This window comes from Vibrio sp. JC009 (assembly GCF_029016485.1).
GTDB lineage: Bacteria > Pseudomonadota > Gammaproteobacteria > Enterobacterales > Vibrionaceae > Vibrio.
Genome location: NZ_CP092106.1, coordinates 3,193,995 through 3,210,536 on the forward strand (window position 1 = coordinate 3,193,995; position 16,542 = coordinate 3,210,536).

General features: G+C 47.2%; 18 protein-coding genes. 4 read left to right on the plus strand and 14 right to left on the minus strand.

What is annotated here, in order from left to right:
- Positions 1 to 118: 118 nt before the first annotated feature.
- Positions 119 to 2,560 carry a glycerol-3-phosphate 1-O-acyltransferase PlsB gene (gene plsB / locus L3Q72_RS14280; protein WP_275130570.1) on the plus strand — a complete coding sequence of 814 codons (2,442 nt, stop codon included), beginning with the start codon at positions 119 to 121 and terminating at the stop codon, positions 2,558 to 2,560.
- Between the two features lie 202 nt (positions 2,561 to 2,762).
- On the opposite strand, the gene ubiA is transcribed toward plsB, so the two are convergent.
- Together ubiA and L3Q72_RS14290 are read right to left on the minus strand one after the other, a co-directional pair.
- On the minus strand, positions 2,763 to 3,617 hold the full coding sequence (gene ubiA / locus L3Q72_RS14285; RefSeq protein ID WP_275130571.1) for a 4-hydroxybenzoate octaprenyltransferase: 855 nt from the start codon (positions 3,615 to 3,617) through the stop codon (positions 2,763 to 2,765).
- A complete protein-coding gene (locus L3Q72_RS14290; protein WP_275130572.1) occupies positions 3,618 to 4,157 on the minus strand; it encodes a chorismate lyase in 540 nt (179 codons plus the stop codon).
- A gap of 147 nt (positions 4,158 to 4,304) precedes the next feature.
- Here L3Q72_RS14290 and L3Q72_RS14295 point away from each other — a divergent pair, with 147 nt between their 5' ends.
- Positions 4,305 to 4,718, plus strand: a complete 414-nt coding sequence (locus L3Q72_RS14295; RefSeq protein ID WP_275130573.1) for a flagellar basal body-associated protein FliL — start codon at positions 4,305 to 4,307, stop codon at positions 4,716 to 4,718.
- Between the two features lie 31 nt (positions 4,719 to 4,749).
- Here L3Q72_RS14295 and glpG read toward each other — a convergent pair whose 3' ends face one another.
- The 6 genes from glpG to ftsY all read right to left on the minus strand — a co-directional run bounded on the left by glpG (position 4,750) and on the right by ftsY (position 10,294).
- The gene (glpG, locus tag L3Q72_RS14300; RefSeq protein ID WP_275130574.1) at positions 4,750 to 5,589 is read right to left on the minus strand and encodes a rhomboid family intramembrane serine protease GlpG; all 840 of its coding nucleotides are present in this window, start codon (positions 5,587 to 5,589) and stop codon (positions 4,750 to 4,752) included.
- Positions 5,590 to 5,913, minus strand: a complete 324-nt coding sequence (gene glpE / locus L3Q72_RS14305) for a thiosulfate sulfurtransferase GlpE (protein WP_275130575.1) — start codon at positions 5,911 to 5,913, stop codon at positions 5,590 to 5,592.
- Positions 5,914 to 6,316: 403 nt separating this feature from the next.
- Complete coding sequence (gene rpoH, locus L3Q72_RS14310; protein WP_275130576.1) at positions 6,317 to 7,174, minus strand: RNA polymerase sigma factor RpoH; 858 nt, start codon at positions 7,172 to 7,174, stop codon at positions 6,317 to 6,319.
- Positions 7,175 to 7,393: 219 nt separating this feature from the next.
- The gene (gene ftsX, locus L3Q72_RS14315) at positions 7,394 to 8,341 is read right to left on the minus strand and encodes a permease-like cell division protein FtsX (protein ID WP_275130577.1); all 948 of its coding nucleotides are present in this window, start codon (positions 8,339 to 8,341) and stop codon (positions 7,394 to 7,396) included.
- Positions 8,331 to 9,005, minus strand: coding sequence for a cell division ATP-binding protein FtsE (gene ftsE / locus L3Q72_RS14320; RefSeq protein ID WP_275130578.1), 675 nt, complete (start codon positions 9,003 to 9,005; stop codon positions 8,331 to 8,333). Before ftsE ends, ftsX begins: the two co-directional genes overlap by 11 nt.
- Before the next feature lie 47 nt (positions 9,006 to 9,052).
- Positions 9,053 to 10,294 (minus strand): signal recognition particle-docking protein FtsY, encoded by a 1,242-nt coding sequence (gene ftsY / locus L3Q72_RS14325; RefSeq protein WP_275130579.1) that lies wholly within the window; start codon positions 10,292 to 10,294, stop codon positions 9,053 to 9,055.
- 175 nt (positions 10,295 to 10,469) lie between these two features.
- On the opposite strand from ftsY, the gene rsmD reads away from it, so the two are divergent.
- On the plus strand, positions 10,470 to 11,069 hold the full coding sequence (rsmD, locus tag L3Q72_RS14330) for a 16S rRNA (guanine(966)-N(2))-methyltransferase RsmD (RefSeq protein WP_275130580.1): 600 nt from the start codon (positions 10,470 to 10,472) through the stop codon (positions 11,067 to 11,069).
- Positions 11,066 to 11,332, plus strand: coding sequence for a DUF1145 domain-containing protein (locus tag L3Q72_RS14335; RefSeq protein ID WP_275130581.1), 267 nt, complete (start codon positions 11,066 to 11,068; stop codon positions 11,330 to 11,332). Before rsmD ends, L3Q72_RS14335 begins: the two co-directional genes overlap by 4 nt.
- A gap of 39 nt (positions 11,333 to 11,371) precedes the next feature.
- Here the strand turns inward: L3Q72_RS14335 and L3Q72_RS14340 are convergent, their stop codons facing one another.
- The 6 genes from L3Q72_RS14340 to L3Q72_RS14365 form a co-directional block, all read right to left on the minus strand.
- A complete protein-coding gene (locus tag L3Q72_RS14340; protein ID WP_275130582.1) occupies positions 11,372 to 11,959 on the minus strand; it encodes a YhgN family NAAT transporter in 588 nt (195 codons plus the stop codon).
- A gap of 168 nt (positions 11,960 to 12,127) precedes the next feature.
- On the minus strand, positions 12,128 to 12,493 hold the full coding sequence (locus L3Q72_RS14345) for a DUF4145 domain-containing protein (RefSeq protein WP_275130583.1): 366 nt from the start codon (positions 12,491 to 12,493) through the stop codon (positions 12,128 to 12,130).
- 103 nt (positions 12,494 to 12,596) lie between these two features.
- The gene (locus L3Q72_RS14350; protein ID WP_275130584.1) at positions 12,597 to 13,613 is read right to left on the minus strand and encodes an acyltransferase family protein; all 1,017 of its coding nucleotides are present in this window, start codon (positions 13,611 to 13,613) and stop codon (positions 12,597 to 12,599) included.
- Positions 13,614 to 13,696: 83 nt separating this feature from the next.
- Complete coding sequence (arsJ, locus tag L3Q72_RS14355) at positions 13,697 to 14,917, minus strand: organoarsenical effux MFS transporter ArsJ (protein WP_275130585.1); 1,221 nt, start codon at positions 14,915 to 14,917, stop codon at positions 13,697 to 13,699.
- Positions 14,918 to 14,993: 76 nt separating this feature from the next.
- The gene (locus tag L3Q72_RS14360; protein ID WP_275130586.1) at positions 14,994 to 15,491 is read right to left on the minus strand and encodes a cyclin-dependent kinase inhibitor 3 family protein; all 498 of its coding nucleotides are present in this window, start codon (positions 15,489 to 15,491) and stop codon (positions 14,994 to 14,996) included.
- Positions 15,492 to 15,502: 11 nt separating this feature from the next.
- Positions 15,503 to 16,504, minus strand: a complete 1,002-nt coding sequence (locus tag L3Q72_RS14365) for an ArsJ-associated glyceraldehyde-3-phosphate dehydrogenase (protein ID WP_275130587.1) — start codon at positions 16,502 to 16,504, stop codon at positions 15,503 to 15,505.
- Between the last annotated feature and the right edge of the window lie 38 nt (positions 16,505 to 16,542).

The following is a 16,542-nucleotide window of genomic DNA, read 5'->3' on the forward strand; positions in this document are numbered from 1 at the left end:
CCCAGGGTCTAATCAATAGCTTAGAAGATCAGATACCTTCTTGCGATTGTGCATGACCAAATTGACAGAAAAATAAACGCTTAGCACTTTTTTTGATTTTTCTTGAGGCTAGCTAAAGATGTCTTCTGAACGACTATTTCCACGTTCAACAGTTAAGCTCCCAATCTCCTTATTGGTAAGAGCCAAAGCCATCCCTTCCAATCCGATTGGTGATCTGGGAATCGATTTAAATAAGCCACTGATTTATGCGTTGCCATTTCGTTCCAATGTTGATCTCTTCACCATGCGTAAGCAGGCTATTTCATTCGGACTGCCAGATCCGCTATCGCCTCTTGAGATAAACGGCAAAAAATTTGGCCGATATGTCTACATCAGTTCCCGGCCGACCCTGCTACAGGATGACAAACATATCCCAAGTGCTTCTGTGGAACTTTTCTCCGAGCTGTTAAATCTGCATGAGCACGACAGAGCGTTAGATGTTCAGGTGATCCCGGCTTCTGTTTTATGGGGGAGAAAGCCGGGTAAAGAAGAGCTGGAAACGCCTTACCTTCAGGCGATGAATGGTCCGAAGAAAGCGATGGCGATGCTTTTCTCAGGCCGCGACTGTATGGTGCGCTTCAGCCCTGTGGTTTCACTTCGTTATATGGCAGATGTGCATGGCACAGATGAGTCTATTGCCCTGAAGCTGGCGCGGGTTGCACGTATTCACTTTTCAAGACAAAAGCTGGCAGCATCCGGCCCTAACCTTCCGGAAAGGGATCAGCTGTTCAACCGTCTTCTTGAGTCACAGGCAATTAAGAAAGCGGTAGAAGACGAAGCCAGAGCGAAGAATATCGATATCGCGAAAGCACGCAAAGAAGCCTACTCAATTCTGGATGAAGTGGCGGCAAACTTTTCCTATTCACTGGTCAAACGAGGCGACCGCTTCCTGGGTTGGTTGTGGAACAAACTTTACCAGGGACTGAACATCAACAACGCCGAGACAGTAAGACGTCTGGCTCAGGATGGTCACGAGATTGTGTACGTTCCGTGTCACCGTAGCCATATGGACTATCTTCTGCTTTCTTATGTTCTGTACCACGAAGGCATGGTTCCTCCGCATATCGCAGCCGGTATTAACCTGAACTTTTTCCCGGCAGGTCCTATCTTCCGCCGTGGCGGCGCTTTCTTTATCCGCCGCAGCTTTAAAGGTAACAAGCTGTACTCGACCATTTTCCGAGAGTATCTGGCCGAACTGTTTGCTAAGGGCTACTCAGTGGAGTACTTCAGCGAAGGTGGCCGTTCCCGTACCGGTCGTCTGCTACAGGCCAAGACAGGTATGCTGGCAATGACCATTCAGGCGATGCTGCGAGGCATGAACCGCCCGGTTACTCTGGTGCCTGTTTATATCGGCTACGAACACGTAATGGAAGTTTCTACCTACGCCAAAGAGCTGCGTGGTAAACGCAAAGAGAAAGAAAACGCAGGACAGGTTCTGCGAACTCTGCGTAAGCTTCGCAACTTTGGTCAGGGCTATGTGAACTTTGGTGAGCCGATTCCTCTGAATAACTACCTGAACACTCATGTACCAGAGTGGACGCAGGATATCGATCCGCTTGAAGCGCCAAGACCTCAGTGGATGACACCGGTAGTCAACCAGATCGCAGTTAAGATGATGACGCATATCAACGATGCAGCAGCCACCAATGCGTTAACGCTTTGTGCAATGGCGCTTCTGGCTTCCCGTCAGAGGGCTCTGGCTAAAGAGACGCTTGTCTCTCAGATAGAGCTTTACACCGCACTACTGCGCAACGTTCCTTACTCTGCCACTAGCACAGTTCCGGATAAGTCAGCTCACCAGCTTGTGGATCACGCTATCTCACTGAATAAATTTGTTACCGAGCGCGACAGCATGGGTGAAATCATTTCTCTGGATCGCCATCAGTCTATCCTGATGACCTACTACAGAAACAATATTATTCACCTGTTTGCGATTCCTTCTCTCATCGCACAGCTTGTTGTTCAGCACAGCAGTCTTTCTGTCGAACAGATTCAGACAACGGTAAAAGCGCTGTATCCGTTCCTGAAAAAGGAGCTATTCCTGCGCTACGAAGAGCAAGAGCTGGAAGCCGTCGTCGATGCTCTTATTCAGGAGCTGGTCAATCAGGAACAGATCAACCTGAAAGATGGTGTGGTCTCTATTAACCAGAGCAATATTCAGTCTCTGATGCTGCTTGCCCGCTCAATTGCTGAAACTCTGCAACGCTATGCGATCGCGATTAATCAGCTGGCATTTGATCCTGACGTGGATAAATCTGAGCTTGAGCAAAGAAGCCAGGACGTTGCACAGCGACTTGGCCGTCTGCATGGCATCAACGCACCGGAATTCTTTGATAAAGGAGTCTTTGCCTCCCTCTTCAGCACACTGAAGGAGCAGAGCTACATTGACTCAGAAGGTAAGTGCGATGAAGAGAAAACTCAGGCACTGGCCGATATGCTTGCGACTCTGTTACCAACAGAAGTCAAACTGACGATTCAGGAAAACCTGATTCCGGAAGAAGAAGCGGAAAGCGAAGAATAAAGAAGTGGAAAAAGGGGCTCTGCAATAGCAGGGTCCTTTTTTATACCAATACCAGTAATTAGCTGTTCAGTGATTGCGCAGGAAAAATCGCTAAGAGCGAGGCAAAATTTGCAGTAACTAGTGGATCTAATTACAAAAATTTTAACGCAGCTATTAGCGATTTTAACAAGCAAGGATGAACAGATAATTGCTGGGATTGGTATTATATCTGACTAAGTACAATACCCAGCGTAATAACCAGGCCGACATGGTTGTTGTTTAAAAACGCCTGAAAGCACTGCTCCCTTTCCCGCTGCCTGATCAGATATTGCTGATAAACAAACAAGGCCGAAGCCGCAAGTACTCCCCAGTAGTACATAGAAGAGAGCGCCATCTGATAACCCAGCACAATAAGCAAGACCAGAGTGACCAGCTGAAGTGCACCGATAATCATCTTATCAAAGCGGCCAAACAGTATTGCCGTGGATTTAACGCCAATTTTCAGGTCATCATCCCGGTCTACCATGGCGTATTCCGTGTCATAGGCTATGGTCCAGAGCGCATTAATCACAAACAGAAGCCAGACGTAAGGAGAGATCTCATTTGCCTGTGCCGCCCAGGCCATGGGAATTGCCCAGCTAAAGGCCAGCCCCAGAAACAGTTGAGGCAGATGGGTGTAGCGCTTCATAAAGGGATAGATAAATGCCAGTACGATTCCGACAAATGAAAGTTGTACCGTTAGCGGATTCATGGTCAGAACCAGCAGAAAAGAAGCAAGAGCCAGTGCGACAAATAACACCACAGCTTCGGGAGCAGTAACCAGACCTGACGGAATCGGTCTGTTGCGGGTACGCTTAACCTGCCCGTCTATGTTCCTGTCAGCAAAATCGTTGATCACACATCCGGCGGAGCGCATTAAAACAACGCCAGCCACAAATACCAGCAGCACTTCCGGCTTTGGAGTTCCTCCGGCGGCCAGAAACAGTGACCACAGGGTAGGCCAGAGCAGCAACAATGACCCTATCGGCTTGTCCATTCGCATCAACTGCCAGTATGCTCTGGCTTTGACAAGGCTCATTTATCCGTTCTCCTTCGAGTAAACTGGCGAGTCTGGCAGAAAAAGTTCAGCAACCAGCAGAGGTTTTCCATTAACCCATAACCGGGAGCGTCTGGCCAGCAACTTTCCGTCAGGCGTCTCTGCCCATCCGGCCTGGATCTGATCCCGGGATATATCATCAAGGCTAAAAAGCGTCAGGCCAAGAGGGCTTTCTCCCTGCCGGCTTAAGTCAAATGCCTTATTCTGAATGGAAGATTCAGGAATTAAAGTCCTTCCCACGACCCATTCAGAGTCATCTCCTTTAAGGATGACTTCGCGCAGAAGGCATTTTTCTTTCGTTAACAGAGAACGCTCTTCCATCGTCATAGCGTTCTCCAAAATCATCTGATTATTGACTAAGCTTACAGATAGTTCATGACAGTTTTCAGCTAAACGGCGAGATAAAGATCCTTTTTCCGTCAGCCATTGCATGGAAGAAGTATCGGTAATCTCAATGAGATCTATATCTTGCCAATGGATATTTTTCAGAGCATTTATGTACAGCGCTATCAGCTCAGTCATATTTGTTTTTTATAAGTAGCATTATTGTTATAAACTAATGCTTGAAGTTTAGATGAAATAAACCGCACAATACAATAGTGCGCCCGGTGTCATTGTAACAAACAACGATATTTCAGGAATTTTTAGATAATTATTGAACTAAAAAGTATGCTAAGACCCTATTTTGTATTACTGATATTAGCTCTCTGCAGCACCTTTTCTACCGCAACGCTGGCAGAAGAGGAAGAAGCTGCCGGTCCGAACTTTGCCTATTATACGCTGGCTCCGGATCTGACAACCAACATTCACACTCAGGGCAAGAAGATAGGTTATCTTCAGGTACGCATCGATCTGATGGTTTCAGATAACGCCTTTATTCCGGACCTGGAACTGCACGACCCACTGATAAGGGACACCGTCATATCAGTGATAGGTGAGCAACCAGAGGACAAAATTAAATCCCTGGCCGGAAGAGAGCAACTGCGCAAAGATTTGATGGACCGCCTGAACAGCATTCTGCTCGCCGAAACCGGACGAACCATCATCGCCGAACTGCTCTTTACCAAGTACCTGTATCAGTAACAGACAAAGCGACCAACCGGTCGCTTTTTTATCAGCTCCTGAAAGAGGCTGCACTCATACTGTCTTTAAAGCCGAAGGCCAGACCTGATAACAGTCCGATCAAATGCGCCGTATTGGCAATCGCCATATACGGCTGAACAAAGCCCAGCACCAGCCAGACAAGCATAAACACAACTATCGACTTAGGTAATACCAACCCCTTTTCCGGCGCTCTTTCTCCCAGAATCCAGATATATCCCATAAGCGCATAAACCACCCCGGAAAGTCCGCCAAAATTAGCATCTTCAACCCAGTACTGCCCGGCTCCCGACAGTGCCGCTGACAGAATAAAAATCTGCAGCAACTTCAGGCTGCCGATTCTCTGTTCTATATCTCCTCCCAGTTGCCACCACCAGAGCAGATTGAACACTATGTGCAAAACTGAAAAGTGCAACAGGGCGTGAGATACCCAGCGCCACAATTGCCATTGCTGCCCTTCATAGGCCGGAAAATGTAAAAAAGCGAATATCAGATCACCGAAGCCAGCCTGCTGAAGAAAGAAAATAACCAGGCCCAGCCCCATCACTGACAAAGTCAGAGGGCCAGCTTTGGCTTTTATCATCTCCATCATATTTGGGGTGTGATAACTAAAGCGGCGGGTTCGCGTGTCTGCCATATCCCATGATGCCGCGTGATACTTGCTGGCGTTTGGGTTAGCTAAGAACTGCTTTAACTCAGCCTCCGCCTCAATTTGATCTTCAGCATTTTTTAGCCAGAGCGCAAAACTGCCTCCGCCTTCAGGCATCATATCCACATCAATTTTCCGCGAGGCCATGTAATCAATAAAGGCCTGTGCCAGTCTGGGATTATCCAGAACAATTAGCCGTATCATCTATTCACCCATTTCTGTCGGTAAGTCCGCCTGCTTCCAGGCTTCAAAGCCACCATCTACGCTGTATACATCCTCAAGTCCCTGATTAACCAGATACTGAGCTGCACCCAGGCTGCTGACTCCATGGTAGCAAATAACCAGCACAGCCTGCTCAGGTTCAACCTCATCGATAAAGGATGCAATATTACTATTACCAAGATGGGATGCCCCTTCCGGATGGGATATAAAGTATGAGCCGGGATCCCGGATATCAACCAAAACAGCCTTCTCTTGTGTCATCAAAGCATACGCACTATTAACATCAATACGTTTAAAGTCTGTCATTAGTTCACTTCCTTCTATAAATATATCCGGGGAATGCCCAGTGAGAACTTACTTTGCATTGTAACTTATCCCAACCAGATAAGGACATATGAATAACCAGCTTATCCACCAGTCGATCAAATTTTCATCGGCTGTGAATAAATCTGTGGATTACGTTGATAAAGTGGTTCGCCAGAAAAAGATCCACAAGATGTAGTAATGATCATTATAAAAAATGTGTGTAGATCTAAAAATATCCCCACGGACAAAAACCTGAATAAGCCAGATTACACGCTACTTTCTTACAACTAGCCGTCATTTTTATCACAGACTTATACACAGGCATCTGTCAACAACAAGATCGACAGGCATAAAAAAACCGGGATCTGAGATCCCGGTTTTTTCAGAAAAGATTATTGCCCGATCAGATATCTCCGACAGCGGCCTTCAGTTTCTTCATTGCGTTCTTTTCCAACTGACGAATTCGTTCAGCTGACACGCTGTAAGTTTCCGCTAATTCCTGCAGAGTGGCTTTTTTGTCATCCAGCCAGCGAGAACGGACAATATGCTGGCTTCTGTCATCCAGAGTTGCCATCGCATGCGCCAGACGCGTATTAGTATGCTGTTCCCAGTTGTCCGCTTCAATGCTTTCAGCCACATCTGAGTTTTTGTCTTCAAGATACAGAACCGGAGCAGAGTAGCTTGCGCTGGAATCATCATCTTCTGTCGGCAGTTCAAAAGTAGCATCCTGTGCCGCCAGACGGGATTCCATCTCTCTCACTTCTGAAGGTTCAACACCCAGTTCGCGTGCAACGGTTTCAACTTCACCATTGTTAAACCAGCCAAGACGCTTCTTAGACTTACGCAGGTTGAAGAATAGCTTACGCTGAGCCTTGGTGGTGGCAATTTTAACAATACGCCAGTTACGCAGTACGTATTCGTGGATTTCTGCTTTAATCCAGTGGACAGCAAAAGAAACCAGACGAACACCCACTTCCGGGTTGAAGCGTTTTACTGCCTTCATAAGACCAATGTTGCCTTCCTGTACAAGGTCAGCCATAGGCAGCCCGTAACCAGAGTAGCCACGTGCAACATGAACAACAAAGCGAAGATGAGAAAGTATCAGTCCTTTCGCAGCATCAATTTCACCTTTGTAATGTAATCGTTCAGCCAGTTCACGCTCTTCTTCTGCTGTCAGCATTGGGTAGCTGTTTGCAGAGCTGATATAGCTGTCAAGGCTATCCTGTGAAACTAAAGCCATTGGATACGCTTGGTTTGTCATTCGATTCCTCATTCGTCTTAAAGACAATAAAATCTTATGTCTTTATACCCTTCACCAAAATGTTCTAGATAAGTTATGCGTGAGAAAGGGGGTATTCATTATCCATAGATCACGAGCCGATACAAGCCCGATATGCATTTGTACTCGAGAAGTATGACGTTTTAAATCAATTTCCATGACAAACTAACACCTGAAACTGATATTGTAGACCCGTTCTGTTTAAACTGGTTCAATTTCTTTTAAATGACTTTTCGCAGACATCCTTGCAGCGAACAGTCCTAAAAACACACCCAGCATAAGAAGCAGAACAGACTCGTCTATATTCAAACCGATCAGACGGAAACGGCTGTCATACAGAAGTGCAAGGCTTTCAACTGCGCCGTTAAGCAGAATAGTGATCACGGCCGTCAGTATCCAGGCAATCACAGCGCCCATCAGTCCGAACCACATTCCGGAATAGAGATAAGGGCGAAGTATAAAGCTGTCAGTCGCGCCAATCAGCTTCATCACCTGGATCTCTTCCTTATGCGCCAGCATGGTGAAACGCAGCGTATTACCCACAATCAGGAATACCGAAGCAAACATTAATACAGCCAGCGTCGCCACCACAGCTCTGGCCAGGTTATAAATGGCATCCAGCCGTTTTAGCCAGTCTTCATCCAGCCTGACATCGCTTACCGTTTCATTTTCCTGAATGCGCTGCGCTATGGCTTTTATTTCCTGCTTCAGTTCAACAGCCGGCTCAACCACCAGCACTGCCGGAAGCGAATAGTCATCCAGCAGTGAAAGCGCCTGCTCAAAACCGGCATGTTCACTCAAATCTTCCAGCCCCTGCTGTGAGGAGATATATTTCACGCTGTGAACATCCGGCCAGCTCTCGAACTCATCTTTCAGCACCATGACCCGGGCTTCTGCGGTATTTTCCGCTAAAAACACGCTGATTTGAGAATGGCTGCTCACACCCTGCGCCACCTGAGCGATATTTTTTCCGACCAGATAAACACTGGCTGGAATAGACAGCGCCATAGCGATAACCGCCAGAGTCAGGATATTGCCTAAAGGGCGTTCCCACAGAGAAAGAAAAGACTTCTTAGCCTGGATAAAATGAACCTTAAAAAAGCCATCCCTTTTTACAAGCGCTTTTTGTTTACGGGTATTATTGGCCATAGCCTTCCACCTCACTTAAAAAGCCCTGGGTAAGCTCAAAACGGCGATACTGAGGACGACTGCTGATCAGGCCCACATCGTGGGTAGCAAACAGTACAGAGACACCAACACGGTTAAACTCCTCGAACAGCTTGATTGCCCTGCCCGACAGTTCCGCATCCAGGTTACCGGTAGGCTCATCTGCCAGAAGCAGCGTCGGGCGGTTAACCACAGCCCGGGCAATGCCAACCCTTTGCTGTTCACCACCGGAAAGCTGACTTGGCAGGCTTTTGGCTTTATCAAGCAAACCGGTTTTATCCAGCGCAGCTGACACCCTGCGCTTAATATCATTTTCGGTGGCTGACTCAATTCTCATGGGCAAAGCTACATTGTCATACACGGAGCGGTCCATCAGCAGGCGATGATCCTGGAACACAATCCCTAAGTGTCTGCGCAAAAAGGGAATATCCTTGGTAGTGATATTGGTGATGTCATGACCGTTAAAGCTGATTTTTCCGTCAGACGGGCGCTCCATCGCACAAATGAGTTTCAGCAATGTGCTTTTCCCGGCACCGGAATGCCCGCTCAGAAAAGCCATCTCTCCCTTTCGCAAATGAAAGTCTACCTTCTGAAGAGCCTGGCGGCCTCCGCGATACGACTTACTGACTTGCTGAAATTTAATCACAACTTCATCCTCTGAATCGATTTCATCAGGTACGACAACTACCTTACTTAATCTTCCCGGCTAAACAGCGCTTCGATAAAGTCGCTGGTATTAAACTTACGCAGATCGTTAATGCCTTCACCAACACCAATATAGCGGATTGGAATATTGAACTGGTCAGCAATAGCAAAGATAACACCGCCTTTTGCCGTACCATCCAGCTTAGTCAGGGTGATGCCTGTGACAGGCGCAACGTCGCTGAACAGCTTCGCCTGGCTGATAGCATTCTGGCCTGTACCCGCATCCAGAGTCAGCATAATTTCATGCGGCGCTGAGTCGTCGATTTTCTTCATCACGCGTACAATCTTACGCAGCTCTTCCATCAGGTTGCTCTTGTTCTGCAGGCGACCTGCGGTATCGGCAATCACCACATCCACACCACGCGCTTTTGCAGCCTCAATGGCATCATAGATAACCGATGCACTGTCCGCACCTGTATGCTGAGCAATGACAGGAACATCATTACGTTCGCCCCAGACCTGAAGCTGCTCAACCGCAGCTGCACGGAAGGTATCACCTGCCGCAAGCATGACTTTCTTGCCTTCACTCTGGAACTGTTTTGCCAGCTTGCCTATGGTAGTCGTTTTACCAACACCGTTTACACCAACCATTAAGATGACGTATGGCGTCTTGGCTGTATCCACTTCCAGAGGCTGCTCCACATGCGAAAGAATTTCAGCCATCTCATCTTTCAGCAATCCGTACAGAGCTTCACCGTCTTTCAGTTCATGGCGCGTGGCTTTTTCTGTCAGGTTTTCGATGATCTTCAGCGTGGTATCCATGCCCACATCGGCAATCAGCAGTTGCTCTTCAAGCTCCTCAAACAGATCTTCATCGATTTTCTTGCCTTTAAACAGGCCAAAGAAACCGGCACCGATATTCTGTTTGGTTCTGGCAAGACTGCCTTTCAGACGAGCAAAGAAGCTTTCTGTCGGCTTTTCCTGCTCAACCACCCGTGGCGCTTCTGCTTCTGCTTCTGCTTCTGCTTCTGCTTCTGCTTCTGCTTCTGCTTCTGCTTCTGCTTCTGCTTCTTGCAGAGTATCCTCTGATAACTCAGCGTCAACAGGCTCAGCTTCTTCCGGCGACTCTTCTGTTTCTACGTCGGCTTCTGGCTGCGGCTGTTCTTCATCCTGGCTTTCAACAACTTCTTCTTCCTGAAGTTCTTCTGCTACGGGCTCGGTTTTTGGGGCTTGTTCTTCGTCACCAAATCCAAGCCATGAAAGTAGTCCGCGTTTTTTCTTTTCCGTCATCTGGAGGATTCCTGAATCTTACTTAACAATAAAGTAGTGAGAAATTTTCTTTTTGATTGGTAAACTTTGTCAATTATCACTACTCTTGGGCATTCCCGAATATTCCCGCCCAGGCAGACCCTGCTCAGGCGGAAGAATAGGATATAGTATCACTTTATTTACGGTCACAAAATCTATGGTAAGACGTCATCAACGAAACTCATCACAAAACAAAACGACTACTGGCTTTGTGCGTATCATTGCCGGGCTGTGGAGAGGCCGAAAACTCCCGGTAAAAGATGCTGAGGGGCTTCGTCCAACCACCGACAGAGTGAAAGAAACCGTATTTAACTGGCTTGCGATGGATGTGCCTGCGGCAAAATGTCTGGATCTGTTTGCCGGTTCCGGTGGCTTAGGTTTTGAGTCTGCCTCAAGACAGGCAGAGCAGGTCACTATGCTTGAGTTAAACCCTGAGGCTCACAAGCAGCTACTGGCAAATATTCAGCTGCTAAAAACCGACCGTATTGAAGCAGTTAATACCGATGCCCTGGCCTACCTTAAGCAACAGGGAAGCCAGTACGATGTAGTATTTATCGATCCCCCTTTCCGCAAAGGGCTGCTTGAAGAAACCATGCAACTGCTGGAAACCAATGGCTGGTTAGCAGACAATGCTATGATTTACATAGAAACCGAAAAAGAGCTGGTACTGGAAGGCATTCCGGAAAACTGGCATCTGAATAAAGAAAAAGCTGCCGGTCAGGTGTGCTATCGACTATTTGAAAGGGAAACGCAATGAAGTATCTGATTCTTTTAGCTAAAGCTTCTATCGCTTTTGTCTGGTTTATTCTGATTTTAAATCTGTTTTCACCCTTCCCGGGTAAAGCCGCTATCGCACTTTATATCATGACCGCCTTCCTGTTTATGATGCATGCGGTGCAGATGATGATTTTTATCGGAGCTTTTGGCGATAAAATAAAAATATCCGGATGGGAAAAATGGTCAATTCTGGTGTTCGGTATTTTCTCTCTGCTGGATATCAGAAGAAAACATATGCAGTAAACAGATAAAGAGCGCACCGCGCTCTTTTCTTTCAGCGGCCTATCTTCCTAAATACTCGCTCACTCCGTTCAGGAACATCTGAGTAGAGATCATAATAAGCAACAGCCCCATCAGACGTTCAACCGCCTTAAGTCCTTTCTCGCCAAGCAGTTTAAAGAACAGACTGTTAAACATAAAAATAACAACACTCGCGCCCCAGGCAATAAGCAGTGCAGCAACCCAGTCGGTCATTTGATCCGGGTACTGACTGGACAGAAGCAGTAGCGTCGCCATCACAGAAGGCCCGGCAATCATAGGTACAGCCATCGGGACAATATAAGGCTCTTCACCCGCCGCAAGACCGGTAATGCCCCCGGGTTGAGGGAAAATCATGCGAATCGCTATGATGAAAAGAATAATACCACCAGAAATATTCAATGTTTCCGGCTCAACATGAAGAAAACTCAGGATAGTCTGACCGCCAAACAGGAAAGCCAGCAGAATAACCAGGGCAAATAACAGCTCCCTTATCAGAATGATGCGGCGTCTCTTTGCATCAAATTGCTTCAGGATACTCAGAAATACCGGCAGGTTTCCCAGAGGATCCATAATTAAAAACAGCATAGTTGCTGCTGATAGCATATCCATTAAGGCAAGAATCTCGTATTAAATGATAGAAAAGAAAATTGGAGGCAATTATACCAATCCCAGCAATTATCTGTTCATCCTTGCTGGGATTGACATTATAAATCAAACTCACAGTGAAATAACCTGCAATCATCCAACAATAGATGCAATTAACAGAGGTCAGATAAACTAAAAGTGGAAGGTGATCTCATCCCAGTAGATATAATAAAAAACCAGGGTAGCCAGGGTAAACAGAGCCATCAGGTAAACGGCGACACGCCATATAAAGCGGGTTGCTCTTGGAGTCAGTTCCTGCTCGCAGTCATCACACACAGCGAGAAACTGCTTCTTGTCGTCCAACTGAAAATCTTCCTGATGGACAATCTTATTTCTGATGGTCGCTATATATCTGAGCCTGCTGATAACATCATGCGGCAAGCGGTCTTCACAGCTGGTGATCAACTGATGCAATCCCTTTCCATCAGCGTGATAACGCACCCTGAGCAGCTTTTCCAGACGGCGCGTTCGCGTTACAACACTTTCTATGTCTGACATATTATTCTTCCTTCTTTGTCAGAGGCATCCCGATTTCACATCCTAAGTATAGGAAAAAAGTAGCAAAAGTTCTCTGATACTTTTCTCGCTTTAAGATAATAGCTTATGGCACAAGCCAGTTGGTGTATCTGGAGCGGGATAACAGCCAGCTTATCGTAAGAGCACCACTGCCACTTAGTACCACCCAAAGCGGAATCATTAGCAGCGGATGGTTTCCTTCATACCATTTCAGTTCAATCATGGGCCAGAGGAAAACCGGATGCAGAATATAAATGCCCAGACTGTGCCGGCTGATAAAGCGGATAACCTTACCTGACCCCAAGGAAACCTGTTCACCACAGGCGCGTCCGAGAACAAAGATCATAGAAGCGACAGCGATGGTATTCAGCGTCTTATAGGAGAGCCACCTGCCCACGGTATACTCGCCAGACTCAAGGCTCTGAGTTATCACCATCCAGACTGTTGAAGCCAGACCCAAACAGCCAGCTAAGAAAAACAGAAGCGTAACCGCTTTGCTCAGTGCCAGCCTTTGATACAGAAGATAACCCAAAAGTAAGTACCCGCTATAAAGCCAATACTGATTGCTCCATGGCCCATCTACACCATACAGAAATAAAGCCGAGCTAATCAACCAGATGCCGAGATAGAGGTTTATCTCTTTCTCTCGTTCATTTCTGACCATGTACTGAAAAAACGGAATAAGAAAATAGAGAGGAATAAAGTAGTAAAAAAAGCCAAGATGGTAGTAAGTTGCATGCTGATAGCCTTCAGCAAGCACCTGAACCGACTGCTCGCCGTTATAACCCTGAGCACTCCATCCTGACAAGTAAGCATAAAACAGCGACCAGACGACAAAGGGAATAAGAACCTTAGCCAGACGCCTTTTCATATAGTATCTGAGGTCAAAAGGACGCTTATCGCTCAGCATCAGAGCGCCGGTGATCATAATAAAAACCGGTACCGCCCAGCGGCTGATGCTGTTAACGGTTACTGCGCTTGCCCATTCTGAAAACGGAATATCTCCGAACAAATGCCGGTAAGGACCAAGGGCATGAATCGCAATCACTGTGACAGCAGCTACACACCGTAAAGTATCAAAGAAGAAAACGCGTTTACTCATAGATTAATACCAATCCCAGCAATTATCTGTTCAGATCAAAAAAACCGGCTTTCGCCGGTTAATTATCTGAAATTATTGAGTTATCAGGCAAGCTCTGTCTGGTTAGCTTTAGGCAGGTAAACGGAAATAATTGCGGTTAGTGCCAAAAATGCAAAAGAAACCCACAAACAAGCTGCTAATCCTGCCATCTGGAATACCCAGCCGGACAAAATGGTTCCGATAAGGCGGCCCATGGCATTGGCCATATAGTAGAAACCCACATCAAGCGATACGCCATCCCCTTTTGCATAGCTCACAATCAGGTAAGAGTGCAGTGATGAGTTAACCGCAAATACCGCACCAAAAATAAGAAGGCCGACCACAATCACCAGCTCAGGCTGCCATTCAACCTGCACACCGTAAGCGATAAGACCGGTTACTCCGGCAAGCAGTACCGCCCAGTATGTTGCAGCAGAGCCATCAGGTACTTTACCTTCAGCTTTACCTGTAATCTTAGGAGCGACACCCTGAACAAATCCGTAGGCGATAACCCAGAGGGCAAGGAAGCCGCCAACCCAAAGATGATCCCAGCCGAAAACGGAACCCAGATAAACCGGCAGCGCAACCACAAACCAGACATCACGGGCACCAAACAGGAACATGCGCGCCAGTGACAAAATATTGATGCTCTGAGACTTGGAGAAGATATGCTTAAACTTAGGCTTACTCTTCGCCTTACCCATATCGCTTTCAAGCATGATAAGGCTGCCAACAAGAACCACGGCCAGAACAGCGGCCATAATCAATACGGAAACCCTGAAACCTGCCAGTGACAACAACAGACCACCAATAAAGAAGCCGGCACCTTTCAGTGCGTTCTTAGAGCCGGTCAGGATAGCAACCCACTTATACAGAGCGCCCTGCTGCTCATCCGGCACAAGCGTCTTAATAGCACTTTTGGCACTCATCTTGTTCAGGTCTTTCGCAATACCGGATACCGCCTGCGCCGCCATGACCCATGGAATCGTCAGCCATGCATTTGGTACCGCAAGCATCACCAGAGCAAACACCTGCATTGCCAGACCGATATTCATGGTCCGGTTAAGACCCAGACGGGCGCCAAGCCAGCCGCCAATCAAGTTAGTCACAACACCAAAAAATTCATAGAAAAGGAAAAGTGATGCAATAGCCAGCGTACTGTAGCCAAGATCATGGAAATAGAGCACCACCAGCATGCGAAGTGCGCCATCTGTGATAGTGAAATTCCAGTAGTTGAACGTAACCAGCATATACTGGCGAACACTTTTACTCAGGTTAGAAAACATAGCCTTAACCGCATTAAAATTAGGATGAACAGCAAATAAGGCTTTTGGATCACCATAACCCAAAAGCCCCTTTCGGCTAGAACTTAGCCGCAACCTCAGCGATATAATCGATCTGTGGCTGCTTAGTAAATGCGCCCGGACGAAGTGCTTTTACTTCACGCTTAATGGTTTCCAGATCCCAGCCCATTTCCAGCAGGATGTGAGCAGCCAGCATACCGGTACGGCCAGAGCCACCCATGCAGTGAAGTACAACCTTGCCGCCCTGCTTCAGTACTTCATGTACTTTCGGGCTTATCACTTCCCAGCGAGCATCGAACTCTGCACCCGGAGCCTGATCGTCTTCGATTGGCTGATGGAACCAGGCAATACCTGCTTTCTCTGACTCTTCAGCAAGAGCGGCAACGCCCGCTTTTTCCATCTCTTCAGTATCAAGAGCAGTGACCATAGCCAGTGCACCCTGCTCTTTTAGCTGCTGAACAGAAGTGGCAAGGTCTGCCTCTTTAGTGCCCGGACAAGGCGTCAGGATAAGAGCCGCGTCACCTTCAAGTTTTAGTTCCCAGGTTGGATGTGTCATCTTTCTCTTCCTTATGCCAGACCAACTTTACGAACAAGCTCAGCCGTACGTGTTGCGTAACCCATTTCGTTATCGTACCAGGCGTAGACTTTCACCATACGGGTACCAACAACCATAGTTGACATAGCATCAACGATGGTTGAACGCTGGTCGCCTTTGTAGTCGATAGAAACAAGCGGGCGCTCTTCAAAACCAAGAATGCCCTTCAGCTCGCCTTCTGAAGCTTCTTTCAGAAGTGCGTTAACTTCTTCGGCAGTTGTGTCGCGCTTAACATCAAAGATGATGTCAGTCAGAGAAGCGTTAGCCAGAGGAACACGAACCGCGTGGCCGTTGATCTTACCTTTCAGCTCTGGGAAGATTTCAACGATAGCCGTTGCACTACCCGTTGTTGTCGGGATAAGGCTCATACCACAGGCACGCGCGCGGCGCAGGTCCTTATGAGGCGCATCCAGAATAGTCTGAGTGTTGGTCAGATCGTGGATTGTGGTGAAAGAAGACTGCTCAATACCCAGCTTCTCGTGGATAACCTTAACAACAGGAGCGATACAGTTCGTTGTACATGAAGCTGCAGTTACGATCTTGTGCAGCTCAGGGTTGAAGATTTCGTCGTTAACACCAACAACGATGTTTGCAATGCCTTCTTCTTTAACAGGAGCAGATACCACTACACGCTTAACGCCCTGATCAAGGTACTTGTTCAGGAAAGAAGTCTTACGGTGTACGCCAGTTGATTCAATAACAACATCACATTCAGACCAGTCTACTGCATCGATTTCACGCTCAGAGGTCACTTTAATGCGCTTACCATTGATAACCATCTCTGAACCGTCAGCAGACACTTCGTGGTGCCAGCGGCCCTGTACTGAATCGAACTCCAGAAGGTGTGCCAGAGTTTTGGTGTCTCCCGCAACATCGTTAATCTGAACAAACTCCAGCTCTTCCCAGTCAAAAGAAGCGCGTAGTGCAAGTCGGCCAATTCGACCAAAACCGTTGATTCCAACTTTAATAGGCATTTTCGTTAACCTCTAATCAATAAAATTCTTTAACCGCC

Excerpts from the sequence above, each read along its gene's own strand:
- plsB (WP_275130570.1), top strand. The coding sequence starts at position 119 with ATGTCTTCTGAACGACTATTTCCACGTTCAACAGTTAAGCTCCCAATC.
- ubiA (WP_275130571.1), bottom strand. The coding sequence starts at position 3,617 with ATGAGCCTTGTCAAAGCCAGAGCATACTGGCAGTTGATGCGAATGGAC.
- L3Q72_RS14290 (WP_275130572.1), bottom strand. The coding sequence starts at position 4,157 with ATGACTGAGCTGATAGCGCTGTACATAAATGCTCTGAAAAATATCCAT.
- L3Q72_RS14295 (WP_275130573.1), top strand. The coding sequence starts at position 4,305 with ATGCTAAGACCCTATTTTGTATTACTGATATTAGCTCTCTGCAGCACC.
- glpG (WP_275130574.1), bottom strand. The coding sequence starts at position 5,589 with ATGATACGGCTAATTGTTCTGGATAATCCCAGACTGGCACAGGCCTTT.
- glpE (WP_275130575.1), bottom strand. The coding sequence starts at position 5,913 with ATGACAGACTTTAAACGTATTGATGTTAATAGTGCGTATGCTTTGATG.
- rpoH (WP_275130576.1), bottom strand. The coding sequence starts at position 7,174 with ATGACAAACCAAGCGTATCCAATGGCTTTAGTTTCACAGGATAGCCTT.
- ftsX (WP_275130577.1), bottom strand. The coding sequence starts at position 8,341 with ATGGCCAATAATACCCGTAAACAAAAAGCGCTTGTAAAAAGGGATGGC.
- ftsY (WP_275130579.1), bottom strand. The coding sequence starts at position 10,294 with ATGACGGAAAAGAAAAAACGCGGACTACTTTCATGGCTTGGATTTGGT.
- rsmD (WP_275130580.1), top strand. The coding sequence starts at position 10,470 with ATGGTAAGACGTCATCAACGAAACTCATCACAAAACAAAACGACTACT.
- L3Q72_RS14335 (WP_275130581.1), top strand. The coding sequence starts at position 11,066 with ATGAAGTATCTGATTCTTTTAGCTAAAGCTTCTATCGCTTTTGTCTGG.
- L3Q72_RS14340 (WP_275130582.1), bottom strand. The coding sequence starts at position 11,959 with ATGGATATGCTATCAGCAGCAACTATGCTGTTTTTAATTATGGATCCT.
- L3Q72_RS14345 (WP_275130583.1), bottom strand. The coding sequence starts at position 12,493 with ATGTCAGACATAGAAAGTGTTGTAACGCGAACGCGCCGTCTGGAAAAG.
- L3Q72_RS14350 (WP_275130584.1), bottom strand. The coding sequence starts at position 13,613 with ATGAGTAAACGCGTTTTCTTCTTTGATACTTTACGGTGTGTAGCTGCT.
- arsJ (WP_275130585.1), bottom strand. The coding sequence starts at position 14,917 with ATGTTTTCTAACCTGAGTAAAAGTGTTCGCCAGTATATGCTGGTTACG.
- L3Q72_RS14360 (WP_275130586.1), bottom strand. The coding sequence starts at position 15,491 with ATGACACATCCAACCTGGGAACTAAAACTTGAAGGTGACGCGGCTCTT.
- L3Q72_RS14365 (WP_275130587.1), bottom strand. The coding sequence starts at position 16,504 with ATGCCTATTAAAGTTGGAATCAACGGTTTTGGTCGAATTGGCCGACTT.